Genomic DNA, 23,192 nt, shown 5'->3' on the forward strand with positions numbered 1-23,192 from the left:
ACGGCCTTCCGTGAAAGCCGCATGAAGGATGCCCTCAAGTTTCAATTAGGACTGGTTCATGAAAACTGAACAGTGGAGCGCTGCAAAGCGCGCTGCGACAAAATGATGATGATGAAGGCGAAGCCGATCAGCAGGCCCAGCATGGCGCGCAGGCTGAAGATTTCGCCTCCGAATCCGATCAGCGGAGGGCCGAGCAGCAGGCCGCCATACCCCAGAGTCGCCACCATGGCGACGCCCATGCTGGGCGGAAGATCCTTCATCTGTCCCGCGGCGCTGAACAGCACCGGCACCGCGTTGGCGAGGCCGATCCCGACCAGGGCGAAGCCGATCGAGGCTGGCAGGGGCTGAGGCAGGAGCATGGCAAGGGCCAGGCCGAAGGCCGAGAGCAGGCCGCCGAGCTGCAGGGTCCGGATGCGGCCGAGGTGCCGGACGACGAAGTCGCCCATGAAGCGGCAGACCGTCATGGCGAGGGAGAACGCGGCAAAGCCCGTGACAGCCGCCTCGAGGCTCGCGCCCGCGACGGTCTGGAGATAGATGGCCGACCAGTCGACCATGGCGCCCTCGACGATGAAGCAGAACATGGCGAGCACGGCCAGGAGGATGACGCTCCCCCGGGGCCAGGCGAAGCCGTGGCCTTCGCTGGGCCGCTCCTTCTCCCCAAGGGCCCAGAACGCCGCCGGAAGGAACAGGAGACCCATCCCGAGGCAGGAGATGACCAGGGTCGGGACGATCCCGACATCGAGCGCGATGAGGAGGCCCGAGGCTCCGGCCCCGGCCAGACCTCCAAGGCTGAAGAAGGCGTGGAAGGACGACATGATCGCCGAGCCCCAGGCCTTCTCGACCACGGTGGCATTGGTGTTCATGGCGATGTCCATGGTGCCGTTGCAGGCCCCGGCCACGAGGGCGGCGGCCACGAACAGGCTCAAGGACGGGGCAAGGCCCGGGAGCATCAGGGCGGCTGCGAACGAGAATGCCGCCGCGACCGTCATGGTGCGGCTGCCGACCACCGCCACGGCCCAGCCGATGATCGGCATGAGCGCCACCGCGCCGAGGGAGAAGGCCAGCAGCCCGAGACTGAGCTGGCCATCGGACAGGCCGAGGGATTCCTTGAACCGGGGAAGCTGGGCCGCCCAGGTGCCGATGCCGAACCCGTTGCCGAAGAAGAGGGCGCTGGCTGCCAGCCGCGCGGGGAGAAGGTCTTGTCGTGTCATCGGGCTTTCCTAACCCGAGCAAGCGCAGACTGCACCCGCTTCATGGAGGATGGCAGCCCTCGATTTTTGGGAGGACTGTCGTCTCAATCGATCACGAGGCGGGGCTCGTCGCCGGAGGTCTCGATCCTCCGGTAGAAGCAGGAGCGGCGTCCCGTATGGCAGCAGCCGCCGTCGCCCGCCACCTGCACCTTCAGGAGCAGGGCGTCCTGATCGCAGTCGACCCGCATCTCCTTGACGGTCTGGATCTGACCGCTCGTCGCCCCCTTGTGCCAGAGCTCGCCCCGCGAGCGGGACCAGTACCAGGCCTCGCCGGTCTCGATCGTCTTGGCGAGAGCTGCGGCGTTCATGTGGGCGACCATCAGGATCTCGCCGGTGGCCGCATCCGTCGTGACGCAGGTGATCAGCCCCTCGGGCCCGAAGCGGGGCGACAGGACGGTTCCCTCCTCGAGCTCCGCCTTGGAGCCGGGAACGGGAAAGAGGCCAGCCGGCGACGTGCTCATGGGAGACCTCAGCCCCGGCCGCCGCGAACGAGGGTCAGGAAGCGCACCTGCTCGGCCGGGTCCTCCTTGAAGACGCCGGTGAACTGGGTGGTCAGCGTCAGGGCACCCGCCTTCTGGATGCCGCGCATGGACATGCACATGTGCTCGGCCTCGATCATGACCGCGACGCCGCGGGGCTCGAGCGCATCCACCATGGCCCTGGCGATCTGAGCCGTCATGGTCTCCTGCGTCTGCAGCCGGCGCGCATAGGCGTCGACCAGGCGGGCGAGCTTCGACAGGCCGACGACCCCCTTGGTGGGATAATAGGCCACATGCGCCACGCCGAAGAACGGCACCATGTGGTGCTCGCAATGGGAGTAGAAGGGGATGTCGCGCACGAGCACGATGTCGTCATAGCCTTCAACCTCGGCGAAGATCTTGTCGAGGATCTCGGACGGGTCCTCCCCGTAGCCGGAGTAGAATTCCTTGAACGCCTTCACCACGCGCTTCGGGGTATCCTGCAGACCCTCGCGGGTCGGATCGTCGCCGGCCCAGCGGAGCAGGGTGCGGACGGCCGCTTCGGCTTCTTCCCGCGACGGGACACCAGACTTGTCGACGGCTGTACTCAGACGCGTGGACAGGGACTTGACCACATCACTCACGTGGAGCCTCTTTCTTCAACTTTCGAACCGAGGCAGCTTCGCGCCCAGCGGTTTCTATTCTCTTTCTCGACAGCCCTGCGGCAACCGCTGTCGCAGAACTCATTCACAGGGCTTATATAGGTATATGAGCACATTCCCAACCGTCATCTCGTGGCCGTCATGCTGAACGACATCTACAGCCGGCGCATTCTCGAGCTCGCGGCCGACATTCCCCATCTGGGGCGGCTGCCCGAACCCGATGCGTCCGCGACCGCGCATTCCAGGCTCTGCGGCTCGACCGTAACTGTCTATGTGAAGCTTGAAGACAACGTCGTGACGGCTTTCGCCCATGAAGTGAAGGCTTGCGCTCTTGGGCAGGCCTCGTCGTCCATCATGGGGCGGAATATAATCGGCGCGACCATAGATGAGCTTCGCGGGGTGCGCGATGCGGCAAGTCGTCTGCTCAAGGCCGGCGGGGAGGCGCCTCAGGGCAAGTGGGAGGACCTCAAGGTGTTGGAGCCGTTGAGGGATTACAAGGCTCGCCACGCCTCGATCCTGCTCACCTTCGATGCGGTCGTCGACGCGCTCGACCAGATCGAGGCCCGACGCGTCGAACGCGTTGGATAAATGCCTAAAGGGTCGGGCCCGGATGCGGAGCTGCGTCCGGGCCCGATTCTCCGGTCTAGGCGGGCACCGCCATCGCCAAGCCGCGCCGCGCGATTCGGGCGCGGTCATCCTCGGAGCCGTAGCGCCGGTCCAGGGTCCGGGTCGTGTCGGCCCAGTCGGCCATGGTCCTGACCTTTCCCATCTGCTCGGCCACGAAGGGATCGGAGCGCCAGGCCTGCGCCCGCGGCCAGAGGACCTCCAGCGGCTCGTGAAGGACGTTGCCGATCTTCGCCTCGTAGATCGGGAAGGCCCGGAGACCGCCATCGGGCTCGATCTGCAGGATATCCAGGTCGACGAGACTCGACCCGGGACTGGGCAGGAAATACCGGACGTCGGTCACCGAGATGCGGGGGCCGCCGTCGTGGCGGGCGGCAAAGCGCCGACCGACATCGATCATGTCGACCAGCTCATCGATGGTGAGGAGCCCGGTGGTCTCGAAGGCCCGCTCGGCCGCCAGACCGGAGGGGATGACGGCGCCGAAGCGGATGAAGTCGAGCCTCGGGAAGCGCTCGACGGCCGCATCGACGAAGCGCTCCAGGTCCGCCTCCTCGGCGCCCGGGCGGGTGAGGGTATAGTCGATTCCCAGCGTGTAGCATGTCCGTCCGGCGGCCCTGCGTTCATCCTTGACCCGGTGCAGGATATCCAGCGCTTTCATGCCGCGCTCGAAGGCGCCGGCGCGCCCGCGGACGGCATCGTGGATCGCCGCGTCGGCGCCGTCGACGCTCACGGCGACGCCCGAGACCGAATCGACCAGCGCGGCAGCGGACCTCTCCTTCATCGACCAGCCTGTCGTGAACAGGGTCACCTCGACGCCGGCGTCATGAAGGCGCTTCATGGCCTCGACCGCCCAGGGGACGGACATCGGTTCGCCGCCGCTGAACATCACGTTCTCGGCCTGGGCGCCGAGCATCACGTCGACGACCCGCATGGCGGCGGCCCGGTCCAGCGTGCGGGCCGGCCGGCGCCCGGATTCCGAATAGCAATGTCCGCACCTGAGCGGGCAGTTATAGGTAATATCCCAGATGAATTTCCTGATTTTAACAGTCATTATTCGTGCTCCGAAGGATGCCCGGCGGCTCAAGCAGAAGGAAGGGCAACGAAATTAAGTATCTGTCACACGTTATATAGATGCCACTATGCGGTGGTTGAGTCTTTGAAGGATCGCACGATATAACGGTCAAATCTCAGGTTGTACTTGCGCATGTATGCCGTAGAGTCACCCCACTGGAATCGTGTAACAACATTACGTCAAATGAAGCTGGATCGAGGAATGGGCGTGGGAAACAGGGTTCCTGAGCGAGCAGCGAAGCGCTTCCCCCGCCGGGCCGCCCACGTGGCGATCCGGGGCTACCAGCTCACGCTCTCCGGCCTGATCGGTCGCCAGTGCCGTCACTTGCCATCATGCTCGGAATACACCGATGAGGCGATCCAGCTGCACGGCTTCTGGCCGGGCGGCTGGATGGGACTCGCCCGAATCTGCCGTTGCGGCCCGTTCGGCACCCACGGCATCGACCTGGTGCCCGAAACATTGCCCGACGGCGCGGCCTGGTATAAGCCCTGGGCCTATGGCCGCTGGCGGGGCGTCAACGCGCCGGAAACCGCCCCGGCGATCACCTGCGATTCAGTCGAACCTGACGGCGGCTGAGCTCGCGTCCCTCTCAACGCCCCGTCGGCCCCGCTTACCTGCTCCGTTGGCAGGAGTGAGCCAGGAGAACCATTCGATGATTACCCTGACATTCCCCGATGGCGCCCAGCGCCAGTACGAATCCGGCATCACCGGCCGTGAGATCGTGGAAGGCATCGCCAAGTCGCTCGCCAAGCGCACCATCGCCATGGCGCTCGACGGCACGGTCGCCGATCTCTCCGATCCGATCACCCGGGATGCCAAGATCGAATTTCTGAATCGCGAGGATCCCCGCGCCCTGGAGCTGATCCGGCACGACGCCGCGCACGTGCTCGCCGAGGCGGTGCAGGAGCTGTTTCCCGGCACGCAGGTCACCATCGGGCCGGTGATCGAGAACGGCTTCTATTACGATTTCGCCCGCAACGAGCCCTTCACGCCCGAGGACTTCCCGGCCATCGAGGCAAAGATGCGCGAGATCATCGCGCGCGACAAACCCTTCACCAAGGAGGTCTGGAGCCGCGACAAGGCCCGGCGGGTCTTTAAGGAGAAGGGCGAGGCCTACAAGATCGAGCTGATCGACGCGATCCCGGAAGGCCAGGATCTCAAGATCTACGCCCAGGGCGACTGGTTCGACCTGTGCCGCGGCCCGCACATGACCTCGACGGGCAAGATCGGCAACGCCTTCAAGCTCATGAAGGTGGCGGGCGCCTATTGGCGCGGCGACTCGAACAACGCCATGCTCACCCGCATCTACGCGACCGCCTGGGCGAACCAGGAGGATCTCGACGCCTATATCCGCCAGCTCGAGGAAGCCGAGAAGCGCGACCACCGCCGTCTGGGCCGCGAGATGGACCTGTTCCACTTCCAGGAGGAGGGGCCGGGCGTCGTGTTCTGGCACCCGAAGGGCTGGACGGTGTTCCAGGAGCTGATCTCCTACATGCGCCGCCGCCTGAAGGGCACCTACAAGGAGGTGAACGCGCCGCAGATCCTGGACAAGTCCCTGTGGGAGACCTCCGGCCACTGGGGCTGGTACTCGGACAACATGTTCGCCGTGAAGTCGGCCTCGGCCTTCCTGCGGCCGAACGATCCGGAGGCTGATCAGCGCGTCTTCGCGCTCAAGCCCATGAACTGCCCGGGCCATGTCCAGATCTTCAAGCACGGCCTCAAGTCGTACCGCGACCTGCCCGTGCGGCTCGCGGAGTTCGGCGCCGTTCACCGCTACGAGGCGTCCGGCGCCCTGCATGGGCTGATGCGCGTGCGCGGCTTCACCCAGGACGACGCCCACATCTTCTGCACCGAGGAGCAGCTCGAGGCGGAATGCCTCAAGATCAACGACCTCATGCTGTCGGTCTATCGGGACTTCGGCTTCGAGGAAGTGGTGGTGAAGCTGGCCACCCGGCCCGAGAAGCGCGTCGGCACCGATGCCATGTGGGATCACGCCGAGGGCATCCTGCGGCGTGTCCTCGACCGGATGGCGGCGGAGTCCGGCGGTCGCATCAAGACCGGCGTCAACGAGGGCGAGGGAACGTTCTACGGCCCGAAGTTCGAGTACACCCTGAGGGACGCCATCGGGCGCGACTGGCAGTGCGGAACCACGCAGGTGGACTTCAACCTGCCCGAGCGGTTCGGCGCCTTCTACATCGCTCCGGACGGCGAGAAGAAGCAGCCCGTGATGGTGCACCGGGCGATCTGCGGCTCCCTCGAACGGTTCCTCGGAATCCTGATCGAGAGCTACGCGGGTCACTTCCCGCTCTGGCTCGCGCCGGTGCAGGCGGTGGTCGCCACCATCACGTCCGAGGGCGACGAATACGCCATGGAGGTGGTGCGCGCCGCCGAGGCCGCAGGCCTTCGCGTCGAGCCGGACCTGCGCAACGAGAAGATCAACTACAAGGTCCGCGAGCACTCGCTCGTGAAGGTGCCGGTGCTTCTCGTGGTCGGCCGCAAGGAAGCGGCCGAGCGCACGGTCTCGATCCGCCGCCTGGGAAGCCCGAACCAGCAGACCATGACCCTCGACGAGGCCTTGAAGGTTCTCGCCGCCGAAGCGGTCACGCCAGACCGCCGGCAAGCGGCCGAAGCCGTCACGGAGCCTGAAGGGCACGTGACCCTCGACGGGCACCACGTGGTTGAGCGGACGATCGCTTAAGACCCATCGCATCCATGGAAAAGGCGGCGCTTCCGACAGGAGACGCCGCCTTTTCATTTGCTCAACCTTGTTCCGAGAGTCCGGCCCGGGACTGACACTCCCGCCGTCATGGCCGGGCTCGTCCCGGCCATCCCGATCGATTGAAGCGCGGCGCCTTTCGGATCGGCATCATCGGCACGAGGCCGGTGATGACCGCGTGGATCCCGGGCAGGTCACGTCGTCTGCCGCTGTCGGCCCGTGGCGCGTCCGCCGGCCGCCGTGCCGGCCGTCGGTCCGGCGGTGCCCACGCCCGGATTGCCCGTGGCCGCGCCCGCGTCGCCGGCTTCCGTTCCGGTGGCATGGGATCCCTGGCGCTGGCCGACGCGCAGGTTGTTCTGCACGTGGCTGACGCCCGACACGGATTCGGCGAGATCCTCCGCCCGCCGCTTCTCGTTGCGGTCGCGGACCGTACCCGTGAGGGTGACCTCGCGGTTCTGGACCTGCACCTCGATCTCGGACGCGTCAATGGTGGCATCGTCGGTCAGGCGCTCGTTGATGTCTTCCCGGATACGCTCGTCCGAGCGCTGGTAGCCCTTCGGGCCGCGGCCCTGATGCTCGCCCCGGCGCACCTCGCCGCGGCTCGCCGTCGCGTCGTTGCCGAAGCGGGTGTTGCCCGGACCCATGCCGTAATTGGAGTGATCGCGGCGCTCGTTCACGAGGCTCCAGGTGCGCTCCCGATCCTGCATGCGGCGATCATCCTCGCTGCTGTCGTCGCCGGGACGGGCGCGCTCGCCCGTGATGGTGGAGGCGCCGAAGCGCTTGGGATGGTAGCCTCGTCCGGCCGAGCCGCGGCCTGCATATTCGTCGCCGTAGCTCTGGTAACCGTCGCCGCCGAAGCCGCCGCGCATGCGGGCGTTGCGGGCGTTCTCCTCACCGGGATAGCCGAAGCTCCCGAAGGCCGCGCGCACGTCGTCTTCTTCGCGGAAGCGGAACTGACCGCGGCCCGCGTTCTGGGAGCGGTCGTCCCGGCCGCGACGGTCGTCGTGATAATCGTGCGGGCGGTGGCGCCAGTCGTCATCATCGCTTCTCAGGCGCCGGTCGAGCTCACGCCGCTCGTCGCCCGTCAGGCGCGCCTGACCGCCGCCGCGAGTCTGGTCCGCCCGCGACGATGTCGGCGTTCCCGAGCGGTCGGGCTCCGACGGGGTGGAGATGCGGTGCAGCGCGCGGGAGGCATCGCTCTCCCGATCGGTCGCGAGATCGCCCAGCGCCACGATCCCGACGAGATGCTTGTCGTGATCGACCACCGGAAGACGGCGGATCTGATGGTCGCTCATCAGCTCGACGATGTGGCCGACGTCGTCGTCGTCGAAGCACCACCACACATTGTCGGACATGATGTCCCGCACGCGGGTCGTGTCCGGGGGAAGGCCTGCAGCCGTCGCCCGGACGGTGATGTCCCGGTCCGTCACCATGCCGCGCAGGCGGCGTCCGTCGCAGACGGGCAGCACGCCGACATTCATCTCGTCCATGAGCCGGGCCGCTTCCTGGATGGTCCGGTCGGGACTCACCACGCGCACGTTGCGGGTCATGATCTCTGCGATCTTCATGAGCTTCCTCTCCAGCAAGGTCACGCCTTGGGAGTTCAGGCTCATGAGCGGCGCGACCGGTGACAAAGCATCGGACCCAAAAGTGGAATCCACTTTTGGGATGAATTCGATGCTTCAATTTCAAGCAGCGCATCGTCCGGAGCGGACCCGAAGGGCCGCGTCAGCGAAAACCGGATCCACTTTTCCGCACGATGCGCTAGCCATCGGTCAATGCCGCCAGGGCGGAAAGGTTCAGCGGGGTCAGGGAGTGGCGATGATCTCGATGTCCCGGTCGAGCCCGCTCTCGATCTTGAACTCGCGGGTATAGACCTTGCCCTCGTGGCGCGCGATCAGAACGTACTCGCCCTCCGCCAGGGTGACCGACGGAAATGCCCCGATGGCTTCGCGGATCACGTCGCCGCCGGGGGTGAGCACACTGAAGGCCGTTCCGGCGAAGGCCTCGCCGCCGGCCGAACCGACCAGCTTCAAGGTGACCGTGGCGGCCCGGTGATTGAGGGTCGCCTCGGTGACGCGCCCGGATTCTACCTTCAGGTCGCTGCGCATGATGGCGTTGGCGTCGCCATAGGTGGAGACCACGTGGTAGGTGCCCTCGGGCAGGCGGATCATGTCGTTCGCCTTGGCGTCGGCGATCACGAGGCGGCCTTCGGAGTTCTGCGCCTCCGGCACGTAGACCGAGAAGGTGACCCGGTTTGGCGCGATGGGATTGCCGCTCACCGCGCCCTTGAGCTGGAGCGCGCCGGCATTGATGGCGAGCCGTTCGTTGAGGTTGCCCCGCTGCACGCTGATGCGCTTCGACGCGCTCGCGAAGCCGTAGGCCACGTGGATGATGTAGTTGCCTGGCGACAGGGTGAAGCTCGGCATCGGGCTCGTGGAGCGGGCGACGATGTTGGGCTGGGACGCGTCGCCGCGATCCTCGAAAATCCGCCAGACGAGGCCCGAGCGGATCGGCTCGTTGCTGCCGGCAAAGGTCGCGCCGGCATTGAGCGTGACCTGCCCGACGGATATGGCCGGCAGGCTCTGGGACATGGACGGCACCGACGGCGCCTGAGCCGACGAGGGGCCGGCTGCCACGAGGCCGAGCAGGCCGAGAGTCCAAAAGGGCTGTTTCACGAACAATGTCATCGATGGAAAAAGGCTCTCATTCGAGCGGCGCGGCAATTGCCGTCCGGATCGGCGCCTCGTCGCTTTTGACCAGATCGGCCGCTGCGGCAACCAGATTTTCGATCGACATGGGCCGGAAGTGGAACTCGACCCGGTGCCGCCCGGGGCCGATCTCCACGCCCCGGAACAGGAGGTTGGCGCGCAGGATCGGCCGGCGCTCGCCATCGACCCACGCCTCCCAGCCGGGATAATGGATGTCGTGCAGCACCAGGATGCCGCTCTCGCCGCTCTCGACATCGAGCGTGACCGAGTTTCGCTGGTAATCGACGATGCGTGCCTCCGCCCTGGCCTTGTCCCGGGTGGCACCTGCCGGCGTGTAGGAGCCCTTGAGCAGAGACATGCTCTCCTCGTCGACGAGGGCTTCGGTCTCCCGGTTGAACTCCGGCAATTCCTCCTGGCCCAGCACGGCTTCCGAATCCACGGGCGCCACATGATGCGCCACGTAGGCGCGGGGCACGGAGGTGTTGAGCCGGTAGATCCACATCCGGCCGGTTCCATACACGACCTCCGCCCCGGTCAGGCGCGGGAAATGGCGCGGGAGCTTCTCCACCGGTCGGTCGAGCACGATGTAGTCGAGCCCGAGTAGGCTCGCGAGCTGGCACTTGTAGCCGCGGAAGCTCGTCGGGAACCGGCGCAGATTGGGATCCTCCGCATTCTCGCCAGGACCGATGGCCCGCTCGTAATCGGCCAGCCGCAGGGGGTTGTACCCGATGATGTCCTCGATCCCGAGAACCATGGAGGCGTTCTGCCAGGCCCCCTTCAGGCCGAGGATCTCAACGCGCGGATATTCACCCTGCGCATGGCGCTCGGCGAGTTCCCGCTTGAGGATCTGCAGGCCCTGCAACTGCTCGGGCGGCAGCTTCGTGAACACCGTGTAGCGCTCGGCCGGCTCCGCATTCAGGGCCGAGGCCGCATGGCGGCCGATGAGCTCCGCGCCCGTCAGGGTCACCAGCACGAGAGCCATGGCGCCGCGCGCGGCCGCGGAGCCGCTCGCCCTGGTGATCACAACAACCGCCAAGGCGGCAACGGCGAGGCTTGCACCGATCTCGGCGAGCGCCGGGGAGACATGACCTCCCTTGATGGCGAAGGCGAGGGCGCTGGCGACCGCCGCGATGAGGAGCCCGAGAGCCAGGAGCGGCAGGACGGCCCAGAGCCGTCCGAGCGTCGCCCGGTTCCAGCGCGGGAGACCATCCGTCGCATAGCGGTGGACGAGATAGCCGGCCGCGAAAGCCAGGGCGATGTTGATGAGGAAGGTGGCATCCGCCGGCCTGCGGTAGAGGTTCACGCCCGGCATGTGGTCGAAGATGACCTCGAAGCCCGGCGTATAGCGCCCGAGGGCATAGAGCAGGGCCGCGAGGCCGACGATCAGGAAGAAGCGGAACTCGCGCGCGAACAGGCGCCCGCCCGCGATGCCGTGCCACAGGAGGAGGAGCGCCGGGATCGTGCCGATGAACAGGTAGTTGGTGGCGCGGTCTGTCCAGGTGCCCTCGGACAGGCTGTGCCAGTCCGGTCCCCAGTAATCGTAGGTCCAGCGCAGGGACCCGAAGACGTTGCCGAACAGGATCGTCGCGAGGCTTTCGGGGGGCAGCGACCCCATGGCCGCGACCCCAAAGCCGAAGGACGGGCGCGTCGACGTTGCGAGGAACTGCATCGTCAGCACGACCGGCACGGCAAGAAGCGACCCGCCGACCAGACCCATGAAGACGAGGAGCCCCAGACGCGACCTGAGATAGGCGAAGGATTGCGGCGCGACCCAGACCCGTTGCGCGGCCAGACCGACGAGGGTCAGGGCGCAGAGGAACGCGACCTGGTCGCGTCCGATGACCATCATGGCGGCGCTCAGGGCGAACAGGAGACCGTAGCGGTAGGAGCGGCGATCGAGGGCTTCCTCAAGCAGCCAGAAGGCGACAGGGAAGAAGCCGTAGCTGAAGATCATCCCCGTATGCTGGAGCCGCGCCGTCGCGGAGCCGCCGAGCATGAACACGAGAGCCGCCGCCACGGCTCCGGCCGGATGCCATCCTCTCCGGCGAAACAGGGGCACGAAGGCCAGCGCCCCGGGAAGGAAATGCGCGAACACGACTCCGTCGAAGAGCTCCATGGACGGTTCGGGGACGAGCCATCCGAACAGCAGCATGGTGGGCGTGAAGAGGAGGGACTGAGGGTCGGCCGCCGACGGGTGCCCGCCGAAATGGTAGGGGTTCCACAGGGGTAGTTCCCCATGAGCAAGGGCGCTGCCCAGGTAGCGCAGGGTCGGGTAGAACTGGTTCTTGGAATCCCACGGGACGACCGTTCCCGTCAGGGGCCAGATGGCGGCCGCCAGCGCCCAGGCGACCAGAATGAGCGCACAGGCCAGCACGACCTGGCGATGCGTCCAGGCTGTCGGGTAAGGAGGACTGTCCAGTCCGGTGTTCGATGTCTGCATTGCACTCAGGCGGCGCTGCGCCAACTCACATTGTCCCTTTGGACCCGGCCTCGGCCTGCCTGATGCATGCCGCCGGCTCCGTCACGGGCTGAAACCTGCTTGGCGTCTGACCGCACTCCCCCTATACATCCGCTGCTGTTTCTTTTGTGCAGCGGCGTGTCCGCGGACACCCGCGCCTCCTCAAGCGCAGCAAGACGGCGACACGATGGCAAGCCGGGGCCTGCCGGGTCCGCAGCCTTCGAGGGCGTCCATCTACATTGTTCCACATTATTCGAGCCGGATGAAGATCCCATGAATGAGTGCCTCTCCCGACTCCTGCAGCGCCGCTCCGTGCCTCCGCGCTGGCTGGGAGAGCCGGGTCCGAGCGACCGGGAGGTCGAAGCCCTCCTGACGGTCGCCTCCCGGGTGCCGGACCACGGCAAGCTGGTCCCCTGGCGCTTCATCCTGATCCAGGGCGAGGCCAGGGGGCGTCTCGGGGACGTGCTGGCGACGGCCTTCCAGGCGGACAACCCCGGCGCCGGCGCCGAGCAGATCGCGGCCGAGCGGGAGCGCTTCACGCAGGCGCCCCTCGTGGTCGCGGTGGTGTCCCGGGTGGTCCCGCACGTGAAGATCCCCGACTGGGAGCAGGTCCTCTCGGCCGGCGCGGTCTGCATGAACCTTCTCACCGGGGCGACGGCTCTCGGCTATGGCGCGTCCTGGCTCTCGGGCTGGGCGGCCTTCGACCGGCGGGTGCTGGACGTCCTGGGGCTGACGCCCGACGAGCGGATCGCCGGCTTCGTCCATATCGGGACGGCCCAGGAGACCCCGCCCGATCGCGACCGGCCCTCTCTCTCCGACATCGTCACGCGGTTCTGACAGCTTTCCGTTCGTCGCATGCCCTGCGGCGAACCGGTGGCTCCTTCGCCGGGAAATGCTCCAACATGTTCTACGAAACCTCGACCAATGCCCACGGCCTGCCGCACGACCCGTTCAAGGCCATCGTCACGCCCCGCCCCATCGGCTGGATCACCGCCATGAGCGCCAGCGGGGAGGTGAATCTGTCGCCCTATTCGTTCTTCAACGCCGTCTCCGAGCGCCCGCCCATGGTGGCGTTTTCCTCGGCGGGCAGGAAGGACGCGCTCACCTTCATCGAGGAGACCGGCGAGTTCGTCTGCAACCTGGCGACCTATGACCTGCGCGAGCAGATGAACCTGACCTCTGCGGTCCTGCCGCGCGGCGAGAGCGAGATGGACCATGCCGGGCTGAAAGCCGCGCCCTCCCGGCTGGTGAAGCCGCCGCGGGTGGCCGACGCCCTGGCGGCGCTCGAATGCCGGTGGCTGCAGACGGTGCCGCTCAACCCCCTGGGGGGAGGGGATCCGTCCTATTACCTCGTCATCGGCCAGGTGGTCGGCATCCACATCGACGACCGCTACATCGTGAACGGCCTCGTCGACACCGCCGCCATGCGCCCGATCGCCCGATCGGGCTACCGGGACTACTTCGTGGCGACGCCCGAGACCAGGTTCTCGATCACCCGACCGGGGGGCTAGTTCCGATCCGACCGGACAAGGTCTCGGCCGAAGCGCAGGGACTGTCCCGCCTCTCGCCTGGCCCAGGCCGTGAAGGCCTTGATCCGCGGGTCCGTGGCGGATTCCTTGAGCGTGACGACGTAGTAGGATGCGTTCACCCGGACGCCAATTCCGAAGGGATTGACGAGACGCCCCGCGCGAAGATCGTCCTCCACGAGGGCGTGCCGCGTCAGCCCGACCCCGTCGCCCCGGATGGCAGCCTCGATCACGAGGAGCGAGTGCGCCATCGTGACGCCGGCGTTGACCACGACGGACGTCGCCTGGGTGCGCTGGAGCCACCGGGGCCAGTCGTGCCGCTCGTTATGGAGCAGCCTGTGGTGCACGAGATCGTCCGGCGTATGCAGCGGATGGTCGCCTCTGACCAGGGCCGGGCTGCAGATCGCAATGACCTCCTCGTCCATCAGCAGGGTCGAGACGCAGCGCGGGTAGCGGCCGGCACCGTAGCGGATCGCCAGGTCCACATCGCCGCGCCAGAAGTCGGCGAGTTCATCCGACGTCCGGATGCTGACGCCGATCTCCGGGTGCGCATCCTGAAAGCGCGACAGGCGGGGGATCAGCCACTTGATGGCGAAGGAATCCATGGTGCTGATGACGAGCGGGGCCGTCCGGTCCCGCTCCTGGGCGTCCTGGGTGGCGGCCGCCATGTCGTCGAAGGCCGCGTGCAGCACGCCGGCGTAGCGCGCGCCGGCGGCGGTCAGTTCGACCCGGCGCGTCGACCGGTGAAAGAGCGGACGACCGATGAACAGCTCGAGTTCCCGGATCTGGCGGCTGACGGCGCTGTGCGTCACGTTCAATTCCTCGGCAGCCCGGCTGAAGCTCGTGAGGCGGGCTGCCGCCTCAAAGGCCCGCAGGGCCGTCAGAGAGGGAAGTTTGCGTGCTTTCATCGAATTTCAGGTCAGGGCGACGACTTGTAAGTCATCGAAGTCACCGTCCCTCCAAGGTTTGATCGAACGGAATTCGTGACATGATGTAACATATTGTGCTGTTTTTGTCGTTTGTCACGAACCGGAGGCTGATCTTCCCTGAAGGCCGACGTGGCATGGGCCCGTCGCCAACAGAGGACCAGACGATGACGAACCACATTTCTCGCACGGAGCTTCTCCGCAAGCTGCTCAGCAAGGACCGGCCGATCCTGCTCGAAGCTCTGCCCGAGAAGTACTTCGCTCACGCTCACATTCCCGGCGCGATCAACGTGCCGCACGATCAAGTGGACCATCTGGCTGCGTCGGCGCTGCCTCGGAAGGATGCATCGGTGGTGGTCTATTGCGCCAGCGCAACCTGCCAGAACTCGCATCTTGCGGCACTGCGCTTGGCCGAGCTGGGCTACAGGGATGTGCAGATCTATATCGAGGGCAAGAAGGACTGGATCGATGCGGGCCTGCCTGTCGAAGGCAAGGGCTAGTCGGCTTTGCCCTCGGTTCAGGGCTGATCCTACTCGGCGTGATTCTCGTGTCCTTCACGCTTCCCGGACCGAGATGAGCCGAGGCGCGAATGGTCCTGTAGCAGGATCATCCTCAGAGCCGGCCGGCGCGCCTCAGGGGCCGTTCAGCCCAAGGCAGATGCGGCGGCCAAGACCAAATTCTCGATCACCCGCCCGGCCGGGTGAGGCGCGCTGCGCCTGAACCGGGGGAATATCCTGGTATCGAGCAAAAGACAGGGGCCTGCGGGGGCCGCAGGCCACTTCTAGTCTTTGGATCTAGCTTAGATCACGAAGAAGTCCTTGTTGGACATCGTGGTCAGCTTCCTGGAGAGTTGGGCGATTTCGATCGCCTTGCCCTTCCCCGAGCCGTCGGCATCATAGGACAGAACACCCGTCTTGTCGTTGTAGATGACATAGTCGTTCTTGTCCTTCGCCTTGCTGCCGATGGTGAAGAACGCCTTGCTGAGCTGCTTGGGGCTGGACGGCGTGCCCGCTCCCAGCTTCTTGAAGATGATGTTGTCCAGGTAGATGCTGTCGTCGTTGACGGAGAAGTCCTTGATCGTGTCGAAATTGACCTTGCGGTCGGTGCTCCACGTGCCAAGCGCCGCGTCGAAGACGAACACGTCCTTGCCCTTCTCGCCCCACAGCGTGTCGTTGCCGTAGCCTCCGGAGAGCTTGTCGTCTCCGGCTCCGCCTTTGAACACATCCATTCCGGCGCCGCCCGCAAGGATGTCGGCCGTGGCTGTGCCGGTCACGTTCTCGGCTGCGACATCGATCACGTTGACCGTGAAAGACTTTTCGAAGGTCGCGCCGGCTGCGTCCTTCACGCGGACCTTGATCGTGTGCGACGTGGCCTGCTCGTAATCGAGTTTGAGGCCATCGGCGACCTTCAGGGTGCCGTTCGCATCGACCGTGAAGCGTCCACCTGCGTTATCCGCCAGTTCATAGGTGAATGCGCCACCTTCGGGATCCGAAACCGTCAGCTTGCCGACGTCCTTCCCAGATGCCGCGTTCTCCTCGATCTTCGCGTTCGAGAGAGAGATGTTCGAGGGTGCATCGTTGACCGGCTTGATGGTCAGCGTGAACGTCTGAGGCTCGCTCCTGGTGCCGGAAGCATCTACCGCTCGGTACTGGAAAGTGACGTCGCCGTTGAAATCGGCGGCCGGAACGTAGCGGAATGTGCCGTCGGCGTTGAGCGTCAGACCTGCCACCGGCGCGACCAGCTCATAGGTGATGGCGTCGCCGTCCACATCCGTCGCATCGGGAAGTTCTCCTATGAGAGCCTTGTCCTCGTCGCCGGAAGCGCTGTTTCCTCTGATGGAAGCAACAGGTGCATCGTTCACGCCAGTGACCGCGACCGTGATGATCTGGGTCGCAGTGCCGTCCAGTGACTTAACGGTCAGCGTCTGTTCGACGATCTCACCCTTCTTCAGGGACTGGGCTGCCGCATCGTCGCGGGCAAACGTCCACAGGCCTGTTGTGTGGTTGAATGTGAACTTGCCGTACTGCTTCTGAAGGTCCGAGGCGTTCACAGCCTGGAAGGTATCATCTCCCCAGTCTTCATCCTTGACGGAGAGAATGTCCATAACAGTGTGTATTTCGCCATCCTCGATCAGCGAACCGGTGCTGCCGCCCGTGATGGTCGCACCGTGTTCGGTCTCGATTTCAGCATCGGCGTCCGCGAGCGCCGTGATGATCTTGCCGTCGCCGAAGAATTTTCCGCCTGGCTGAGCATTCCGGAGCGCAAGCATGCGGACGCCGAGTTCAGCCATATAGGCCGGCTCGTCGAGGTGGCTGACGATTTCAGCCAGCACCGTGGTGAAAGCGTCGTCCGCCAGATCCTCCGCGCGAGCGCGTACATCCGGATCACTGCTATTGGTCCATTCCGCGATCAGATCCTGGCGATGCTGATGGACCAGTTCGATGGTATTGAGGACCGCATCGGTCATCTCGGTTGCCGTCGTGGCCGCGTCGAGTGCCGTGATGAACTCATACTTGGCATATTCGACCTCGATCTGCATGTCGACGGCCGCCTTGATGTCGTCGATCGTAGCGAAGTCGCCGAACAGGGTCCTGATTTCCAACACGCCGAGGCCGATCGCCTTTTCGCGGCCGCCGCCATCCGGAAGAGTGTTCAGCTTGTCGAGGTGGTCCTGATCGAGCAAGTCGTCGCTGTTCGCCTTGATCGCCGCCAGAGTTTCCTCCCAATCGGCGGCATTGTTGAAGGCGTCGATAATCGCTTGAGACATCTCATATTCCCCCAATGGTTCACCGGCCAGCGAACCTGTCTGTGCGCCAGTGCAGCCGCTGTCGGCGGTCGCACGGCTTCGTGAATTGGCCTGTGTCCAGCCCACTTCCGATCCTGCAGGAGGGGCCTGTTGTAACAGCGTCTCGCATAAGGGGATGACGTCGGCGCGGGAACTATCCGTTTGGATAGGATATCACGTCTAAATCCCTGTCGGCCGGATCGATGGTCGACAGGTGGGCTTTTCAGCCACAGCGGAGCTGCCGGAGCAGGGATCGTTGCTCCTGCTCCGCGCACTTGGCCGAGGGTTTGGGATGCTATTGAAAGCGCCCGGAACGCACCATTGCCAGGCGCGGCCCCTTCAGGAACGGGAGACGGCGCTGGACCCCGCGAGTGCCCTATGGAGTTCGGACGATCGCGCCAATCATCAGAGCCGACTCAAGACCCGGAGGCGATTCCAAAGCCGTCATCAAGCCTCTAAAGCAGGCCGGCGCGTCTGAGGAGCCGCTCGGCTCTCAGCAGGTGCGGGCGGTCGAGCATCTCGCCGTTGACCCCGACGACGCCAGCTCCCGGGTTGGCCTTGAACGCATCGATCACCGCCTGCGCCCGCTCGATCGCCTCGGGCGACGGGGTGAAGGCCTGGTTGATCACCGGGACTTGCGCGGGATGGATCGCCATCTTGGCCACGAAGCCGTCGCGCCGCGCCGTCCGGCACTCGGCCTCGAGGCCGGCCATGTCGCGGAAGTTGGTGAAGACGGAATCGATCGCGTCGACGCTTGCCGCCGCGGCGCCCAGGAGGGTGAGGGAGCGGGCAAGCCGGTACGGGTCGGTATAGGCGCCGTCCTCCGCCCGGTTCGTCTCGGCGCCGAGATCGGCCGACAGGTCCTCGCCGCCCCACGTCAGGCCCATCAGGCGGTGGCTCGAGCCCGCGAAGGTGCCCAGCGCGAAGACGCCGGCGGCCGTCTCCGTGCCGATCGCCAGGATGCGGGTCGCTCCGTCGTCCAGGCCGAACTCCGCCTCGCGCACCGCCAGCTTGGCGCCGAGATGCGCCACGTCCGCTCCACCGACCGTCTTGGGCAGCACGATGCCGTCGGGGGCGGAGTGCATCACGCCGTCGAGATCCGCATCGATGAGGCCCGTGGTCAGCCCGTTGACGCGGACATACAGGCGGGGGCGGTTCGTGTCCCGGCCCCGCTCGCCGAGAAAGGCGGCCGTGATGCGGCGGGCCTCCGCCTTGGCATCCAGGGCGACCGAATCCTCCAGGTCGATGAGGAGCACGTCGGCGCCCGACCCCATGCCTTTTTCGAGCTTCCTCAGGCTGTCGCCCGGCACGAACAGCAGGGAGCGCATCAGGCGCTCCTCTTGCGCATGAAGGCCTGCCGCCGGCATTCGGCCACGAGCGTGCCGTCCTGCTTGTAGGCGCGGTGGATGAACTCGACGATCCCGGCATCCGGACGCGACTTCGACTCCCGCTTGGCGACGATCTCCGTGGTGGCGCTGACGGTGTCGCCTTCGAACAGCGGGGCGGGGAACGTCACGTCCGTCATGCCGAGATTGGCGATGGTGGTACCCACCGTGGTGTCGTTGACCGAGATGCCGATCAGGAGCCCGAGGGTGAACAGGGAGTTCATCAGCGGCTTGCCCCATTCCGTCTCGGTGGCGCAGAAATGCGCATCGATGTGGAGCGGCTGCGGGTTCAGGGTCATGTTGGAGAACAGCATGTTGTCCATCTGCGTCACCGTCCGGGTCAGGCGGTGCCGGATGGTGGTGCCGACGGCGAAATCCTCGAAATAGAGCCCACCCCTCGGGTGTCTGGTCTCATCGTTCATGACGGCGTCCTCATCGTTTTGAATGGCACGTTGGATCCCATGCCTTCACGGTCATCAATAGCCGAATTGCTCCCGCAGGATCCGTTCGTCCAGGCTGTGGCCGGGATCGTGCAGCATGACGAGATCGACGCTGCGATCCATGGAGACATGCACGTGGGAGACATTGCGGAATTCCGTGTGGTCGGCCACGGCGCTGACGGGACGGTTCTCGGATTCCAGAACCTCGATCTGGATCTTGGCGTGGTCCGGCAGAAGCGCGCCGCGCCAGCGGCGGGGCCGGAAGGCGGAGATCGGAGTCAGGGCCAGCAGGGGCGCATTGAGCGGCAGGATCGTCCCGCCGACCGAGAGATTGTAGGCGGTCGATCCGGCCGGCGTCGACACCAGGATGCCGTCGGCGATGAGTTCCGGGATGCGCACGTGGGAATCGACGCTCACGCGCAGCTTTCCAGCCTGGTAGGTCTGCCGCAGCATCGAGACTTCGTTGATGGCGCGGGCCGTGTGGGCCACCCCGTGCACGTCCCAGGCCACCATCAGCAGGGGGTGCACGACGCTGCGCTCGGCTTCTTCCAGGCGCTCGAACAGGTCTTCTTCCCGATAATCGTTCATCAGGAAGCCGACCGTGCCCTTGTTCATGCCGTAGATCGGCTTGCCCGTGCCCATGAACCGGTGGAGGCTCTGCAGCATCAGGCCGTCGCCGCCGAGCGCCACGATGGCGTCGGCCTCCTCGGGCATCGCATTGGCATAGCGGGCCTGCAGAGTCTTCAGCGCGCTCTGGGCGTCAGGGGCGGCGCTGGCGACGAATGCGATGTTGTTGAATCGGCGGGCCATGCCCAGTTACCCTCGTGGCGTCCGATCGGATGCGGAGGACAGGCATAGCATGGATCGCCCACTTCTCGTCTATACGACCTTTCCCGATATGGACACCGCCCTGTCGATCGGCGAGGGGCTCGTCCGGGACCGGCTGATCGCCTGCATCAACGTGCTGCCGGGCATGCGGTCCGTCTACGCGTGGAAGGGCAGCGTCGAACAGGGTCAGGAGGCGGCGGCCATCCTGAAGACCCGCCGGGGCCTTCAGGATGAGGTGCATCGGGCCCTCAAGGAGAGGCACCCTTACGAGACGCCGGTCGTCCTCTTCCTCGAGCCGACCGGCGCGGATGCGGCCACCCTGGAGTGGCTGATCGGCGAGACGTCCTGACGCGGACCTAGACGGCCGGGCTCCACTGCACCGGCACGAAGCGGAACCCGCTGCCCTCTTTGGCGATATGGCCGGTGCCCGGGAAGGGCGCATGATAGAACGCCACCTGCGCCCGCTCGGCGGCTGCGAGATCCAGCATCTTCCGGCGGGTGGCCCGGGCCTGATCCGCATCCATGTCGAAGACGGCCGACCAGTCCGGATTGCGCACGAACAGCGCCGGATGGTTCGCCGTATCCGACAGGATCAGCAGGCGGCCCGAACCCGACGAGAGCATGTAGGCCGTGTGGCCGGGCGTGTGTCCCGGCGCCGCGATGCTCGTGAGGCCGGGCACAAGCTCCTTGTCCATCTCGTACTGTTTCACGTCCCTGGCGATGGGGCCGAACACCCGGCGGGCGCCCTGGAAGCCGCCCCTGGCGTTCTCGGGAGCTTGGTTCATGCGGGCATCGTCCATCCAGAAGGCCCATTCGGCGGCCGGCACCATGACCTCCGCGTTCGGGAACACCGCCGTGCCGTCCTTGCGGCGAAGGCCGTTGATGTGGTCGCCATGGAAGTGGCTGATGACCACCGTGTTGACCTGCGCCGGGTCGAAGCCGGCCGCACGGAAATTCTCCATCCAGCGGCCCGTCGTGGGAGCGCCCATGTCTCCGTTGCCGGTGTCGATCACGGTCAGCCGGTCGCCGTTCCTGATGACGAGGCCGTTGAAGGTGAGCTGGATGGTGTCCTGGGGCAGAAACGCCTCGCGGGCGGCCTGCTGGACGGTCGGGAGCTCCGCATTGCGGATGAACCCGTCGAGAGGCCGCGGCGCGGAACCGTCGTTGACGGCCGTTACCTCGATGTCGCCGACCTTGTAGCGGTAGAAGCCGGGCGCCTGACGGCTGCCGGATCCCTGCGCCGGAGCCGGAGCGGGAGTTTGAGCCAAGGCCGGAGCGCCGAGGGGAGCGGCGGCGAGGGCGGTGCTGGCCAGAACGGTGCGGCGTGTGATGGTCATGGGCGTCTCCAGGAATGGGACCAGAAGCCTAGAACGGTCACGCTTGGAAACAAGGCATCGGGTTTTCACAAGTCAGCGAGCGCCTTCATCCTATCGGCCCGCTGTCGAGAGATGATGCAGGGCGATTCCGCTCGTCGTCGCCACATTGAGCGAGTCGAATCCGCCGCTCATGGGAATGGACACGGTTCTGGTCCGGGCCAGCAGGTCCGCCGGCAGGCCGGGGCCCTCGGCCCCGAGGAGCAGGGCGGTCCGCCGGGAGGGCTGGACATGCGAGAGAATCTCCCGGCCGGAGGGCGACAGGGAGACCACGTCGAACGAAGCGTCCTGCAGGGCCTGCACCATGGCGTCCGCTGAGGCTACCCGCGTGAAGGGAACCACCAGGGCGGCGCCGACCGACACCCGGATGGCCTTCCGGTAAAGGGGGTCGCAGGTCTCCTGGTCAAGCAGAACCGCGGCGGCGCCGAACGCCGCCGCATTGCGGAAGATCCCGCCGACATTGTCATGGTTCGCCAGACCGATCAGGCCCACAACCAGCGCGGTCTCCGGCAATCGCGAAAGCATGTCCCCGACCGGCGGCAGGGGAGCCCGCTGGGCGACCGCCAGGATGCCCCTGTGGATCGGAAAGCCCACGACGGTGTCCATCACGGCTCGGTTCGCCGTATAGATCGGGACGTCGGGGGAAAGCTGGTTCAAGGCATCGGCGACGCTCTCCAGGCGGTTCTCCGCCAGCAGGAGCGATTCGACCCGGAAGCGCGACTGTTTCAGGAGGAGCCTCAGCACCACTTCCCCTTCCGCGATGAAGCGATGCTGGCGGCCGACGAGATCACGCTCCCGCACGGCGCGGTAGGCCTCGATGCAAGGGTCGTCGGGATCTGTCACGGCAATCGGCATTGGTTCTCGGCTGATGGAAGGCTTCTCGGGCTTTCGTGTCTGTCTAATGCGGGAATGGGCCTTTGCCTATGCTGGGAGGCTCGGGAACAACGACTCGGCATTCCGGTTAGCCCCCTGAGATAGCAGGGATCGCCGGGCGCGGTCCTCCGCAGGGAGACGATCGATGGATTGGGATATTGCCGACGGTTGGGTATGGGCCTTGGTGATCATCGGCGGGCCATTGCTGATCGGCATCTTCATGGCCGTCTTCAGCCGCCGCCGCAGGCTGACGCAAGCCGAGCGGAAGATGGCGGATCAGGCGGCTCACGAGAACTGGGGCAAGGAGCGGGTTCGCTAGTCACCGGTCGGGTCCGGTGCGGCGGAAGGCATGATGACGAGCGATGTACGGGGCGGGGTCTCCGCCTGCCCTGACCTTCAGCTGCCCCGCTTCTGATCGGCATCGGTGTCGCGACGCGAGAGTCCGGCGAGTTCTTTCGAGAGCCGGTTCGTCATCGCGGCGACCACGACCGCAGACGCCACGGCAGCCGAGCCCATTACGTTCAGCAAGATCACATCCACAGGCGCCTCCGTCATGGCTTCGGATGGCGCAGCCTAGGCCCCGCGGCGGGAAGTCCCGCATGGTCACTCGGGCTACCTCGGCGGGCATTCCGCCGGTCGCCGACTGGGTAGAAGAGCCACGGGGCGCTCCCGATGATGTGAAGCCGTCCGGGGCGGAAAATGATCGATGACCGCGGCCCGTGCGGAAACAATCGCGCCGCTCGTCCGTCGACAGGAACCTTCAACCATTGAGGATGCGACGATGAAAGCGATGGCGGTGCCGGTTCTAACGGCATTGATGCTGGCGGGCTCACAGGGCGTTGCCCTGGCTCAGACCAACCCCGCGACGCGGAGCTGCATGCAGGGCGAGCAGGAGATCGGAGGCGTCTGCCAGCCCCTCACCAGGTCTCCCAACCGGTCGAGCAGCGGCAGCCCGGACTCCGGAAATCCAGGCAGCACCGGCAGCACGGGTGGAAGCGGCTCGCAGGGCGGTCAGAATTCAGGGGGATCCGGAGGGCAGGGCGGCACCGGATCGTCCGGCGGCGGGAACGGTAGCAGGTAGCCGATATCCCGCCGGGCACATGGC

24 protein-coding genes are annotated in these 23,192 nt (G+C 66.0%); 9 read left to right on the plus strand and 15 right to left on the minus strand.

What is annotated here, in order from left to right; genetic code table 11:
- Positions 1-56 precede the first annotated feature (56 nt).
- The 3 genes from HPT29_RS08985 to folE form a co-directional block, all read right to left on the minus strand.
- A complete protein-coding gene (locus HPT29_RS08985) occupies positions 57-1,211 on the minus strand; it encodes an MFS transporter (RefSeq protein WP_173947605.1) in 1,155 nt (384 codons plus the stop codon).
- 83 nt (positions 1,212-1,294) lie between these two features.
- Complete coding sequence (gene hisI, locus HPT29_RS08990) at positions 1,295-1,711, minus strand: phosphoribosyl-AMP cyclohydrolase (RefSeq protein ID WP_173947604.1); 417 nt, start codon at positions 1,709-1,711, stop codon at positions 1,295-1,297.
- 8 nt (positions 1,712-1,719) lie between these two features.
- Entirely contained in the window at positions 1,720-2,352 is a 633-nt protein-coding gene (gene folE, locus HPT29_RS08995) for a GTP cyclohydrolase I FolE (protein WP_173947603.1), read from the minus strand.
- 159 nt (positions 2,353-2,511) lie between these two features.
- On the opposite strand from folE, the gene HPT29_RS09000 reads away from it, so the two are divergent.
- On the plus strand, positions 2,512-2,958 hold the full coding sequence (locus HPT29_RS09000) for an iron-sulfur cluster assembly scaffold protein (protein WP_173947602.1): 447 nt from the start codon (positions 2,512-2,514) through the stop codon (positions 2,956-2,958).
- A 55-nt stretch (positions 2,959-3,013) separates the two neighbouring features.
- Here HPT29_RS09000 and HPT29_RS09005 read toward each other — a convergent pair whose 3' ends face one another.
- On the minus strand, positions 3,014-4,045 hold the full coding sequence (locus HPT29_RS09005; protein WP_173947601.1) for a radical SAM protein: 1,032 nt from the start codon (positions 4,043-4,045) through the stop codon (positions 3,014-3,016).
- A gap of 222 nt (positions 4,046-4,267) precedes the next feature.
- On the opposite strand from HPT29_RS09005, the gene yidD reads away from it, so the two are divergent.
- Complete coding sequence (gene yidD, locus HPT29_RS09010) at positions 4,268-4,642, plus strand: membrane protein insertion efficiency factor YidD (protein ID WP_173947600.1); 375 nt, start codon at positions 4,268-4,270, stop codon at positions 4,640-4,642.
- A gap of 76 nt (positions 4,643-4,718) precedes the next feature.
- Positions 4,719-6,764 (plus strand): threonine--tRNA ligase, encoded by a 2,046-nt coding sequence (gene thrS / locus HPT29_RS09015; protein WP_173947599.1) that lies wholly within the window; start codon positions 4,719-4,721, stop codon positions 6,762-6,764.
- A gap of 212 nt (positions 6,765-6,976) precedes the next feature.
- Here the strand turns inward: thrS and HPT29_RS09020 are convergent, their stop codons facing one another.
- The 3 genes from HPT29_RS09020 to HPT29_RS09030 form a co-directional block, all read right to left on the minus strand.
- On the minus strand, positions 6,977-8,350 hold the full coding sequence (locus tag HPT29_RS09020; RefSeq protein ID WP_247654417.1) for a CBS domain-containing protein: 1,374 nt from the start codon (positions 8,348-8,350) through the stop codon (positions 6,977-6,979).
- Between the two features lie 240 nt (positions 8,351-8,590).
- Positions 8,591-9,472, minus strand: a complete 882-nt coding sequence (locus tag HPT29_RS09025) for an RgsD C-terminal domain-containing protein (protein ID WP_173947598.1) — start codon at positions 9,470-9,472, stop codon at positions 8,591-8,593.
- A 16-nt stretch (positions 9,473-9,488) separates the two neighbouring features.
- Positions 9,489-11,933, minus strand: coding sequence for a glycosyltransferase family protein (locus tag HPT29_RS09030; RefSeq protein WP_173947597.1), 2,445 nt, complete (start codon positions 11,931-11,933; stop codon positions 9,489-9,491).
- Positions 11,934-12,224: 291 nt separating this feature from the next.
- On the opposite strand from HPT29_RS09030, the gene HPT29_RS09035 reads away from it, so the two are divergent.
- Together HPT29_RS09035 and HPT29_RS09040 are read left to right on the plus strand one after the other, a co-directional pair.
- Positions 12,225-12,788 (plus strand): nitroreductase family protein, encoded by a 564-nt coding sequence (locus tag HPT29_RS09035; protein ID WP_173947596.1) that lies wholly within the window; start codon positions 12,225-12,227, stop codon positions 12,786-12,788.
- A gap of 65 nt (positions 12,789-12,853) precedes the next feature.
- Positions 12,854-13,462, plus strand: a complete 609-nt coding sequence (locus HPT29_RS09040) for a flavin reductase family protein (RefSeq protein ID WP_173947595.1) — start codon at positions 12,854-12,856, stop codon at positions 13,460-13,462.
- On the opposite strand, the gene gcvA is transcribed toward HPT29_RS09040, so the two are convergent.
- Complete coding sequence (gcvA, locus tag HPT29_RS09045) at positions 13,459-14,385, minus strand: transcriptional regulator GcvA (protein ID WP_173947594.1); 927 nt, start codon at positions 14,383-14,385, stop codon at positions 13,459-13,461. The genes HPT29_RS09040 and gcvA overlap by 4 nt on opposite strands.
- 185 nt (positions 14,386-14,570) lie before the next feature.
- On the opposite strand from gcvA, the gene HPT29_RS09050 reads away from it, so the two are divergent.
- A complete protein-coding gene (locus HPT29_RS09050) occupies positions 14,571-14,903 on the plus strand; it encodes a rhodanese-like domain-containing protein (protein ID WP_173947593.1) in 333 nt (110 codons plus the stop codon).
- A 299-nt stretch (positions 14,904-15,202) separates the two neighbouring features.
- Here the strand turns inward: HPT29_RS09050 and HPT29_RS28615 are convergent, their stop codons facing one another.
- The 4 genes from HPT29_RS28615 to HPT29_RS09075 all read right to left on the minus strand — a co-directional run bounded on the left by HPT29_RS28615 (position 15,203) and on the right by HPT29_RS09075 (position 19,823).
- Positions 15,203-17,170, minus strand: a complete 1,968-nt coding sequence (locus tag HPT29_RS28615) for a cadherin-like domain-containing protein (protein WP_173947592.1) — start codon at positions 17,168-17,170, stop codon at positions 15,203-15,205.
- Positions 17,171-17,643: 473 nt separating this feature from the next.
- Positions 17,644-18,516, minus strand: a complete 873-nt coding sequence (locus HPT29_RS09065; RefSeq protein ID WP_173947591.1) for an HpcH/HpaI aldolase/citrate lyase family protein — start codon at positions 18,514-18,516, stop codon at positions 17,644-17,646.
- Complete coding sequence (locus HPT29_RS09070) at positions 18,516-18,995, minus strand: MaoC family dehydratase (RefSeq protein WP_173947590.1); 480 nt, start codon at positions 18,993-18,995, stop codon at positions 18,516-18,518. The genes HPT29_RS09065 and HPT29_RS09070 overlap by 1 nt, the downstream gene beginning before the upstream one ends.
- A gap of 54 nt (positions 18,996-19,049) precedes the next feature.
- Positions 19,050-19,823 (minus strand): NAD kinase, encoded by a 774-nt coding sequence (locus HPT29_RS09075; RefSeq protein WP_173947589.1) that lies wholly within the window; start codon positions 19,821-19,823, stop codon positions 19,050-19,052.
- Positions 19,824-19,872: 49 nt separating this feature from the next.
- Between HPT29_RS09075 and cutA the strand changes: the two genes are divergently transcribed.
- On the plus strand, positions 19,873-20,190 hold the full coding sequence (gene cutA / locus HPT29_RS09080; RefSeq protein ID WP_173947588.1) for a divalent-cation tolerance protein CutA: 318 nt from the start codon (positions 19,873-19,875) through the stop codon (positions 20,188-20,190).
- 7 nt (positions 20,191-20,197) lie between these two features.
- Here the strand turns inward: cutA and HPT29_RS09085 are convergent, their stop codons facing one another.
- Together HPT29_RS09085 and HPT29_RS09090 are read right to left on the minus strand one after the other, a co-directional pair.
- On the minus strand, positions 20,198-21,178 hold the full coding sequence (locus tag HPT29_RS09085) for an MBL fold metallo-hydrolase (protein WP_173947587.1): 981 nt from the start codon (positions 21,176-21,178) through the stop codon (positions 20,198-20,200).
- Between the two features lie 90 nt (positions 21,179-21,268).
- Positions 21,269-22,069, minus strand: coding sequence for a TrmH family RNA methyltransferase (locus HPT29_RS09090; RefSeq protein WP_173947586.1), 801 nt, complete (start codon positions 22,067-22,069; stop codon positions 21,269-21,271).
- A 163-nt stretch (positions 22,070-22,232) separates the two neighbouring features.
- Here HPT29_RS09090 and HPT29_RS09095 point away from each other — a divergent pair, with 163 nt between their 5' ends.
- On the plus strand, positions 22,233-22,406 hold the full coding sequence (locus HPT29_RS09095) for a hypothetical protein (RefSeq protein WP_173947585.1): 174 nt from the start codon (positions 22,233-22,235) through the stop codon (positions 22,404-22,406).
- Between the two features lie 77 nt (positions 22,407-22,483).
- On the opposite strand, the gene HPT29_RS09100 is transcribed toward HPT29_RS09095, so the two are convergent.
- The gene (locus HPT29_RS09100) at positions 22,484-22,627 is read right to left on the minus strand and encodes a hypothetical protein (RefSeq protein WP_173947584.1); all 144 of its coding nucleotides are present in this window, start codon (positions 22,625-22,627) and stop codon (positions 22,484-22,486) included.
- Between the two features lie 241 nt (positions 22,628-22,868).
- Between HPT29_RS09100 and HPT29_RS09105 the strand changes: the two genes are divergently transcribed.
- Positions 22,869-23,168, plus strand: a complete 300-nt coding sequence (locus tag HPT29_RS09105; protein WP_173947583.1) for a hypothetical protein — start codon at positions 22,869-22,871, stop codon at positions 23,166-23,168.
- Positions 23,169-23,192: the final 24 nt, after the last annotated feature.

The sequence above is a fragment of the Microvirga terrae genome (genome assembly GCF_013307435.2).
Classification (GTDB): Bacteria; Pseudomonadota; Alphaproteobacteria; order Rhizobiales; family Beijerinckiaceae; genus Microvirga; species Microvirga terrae.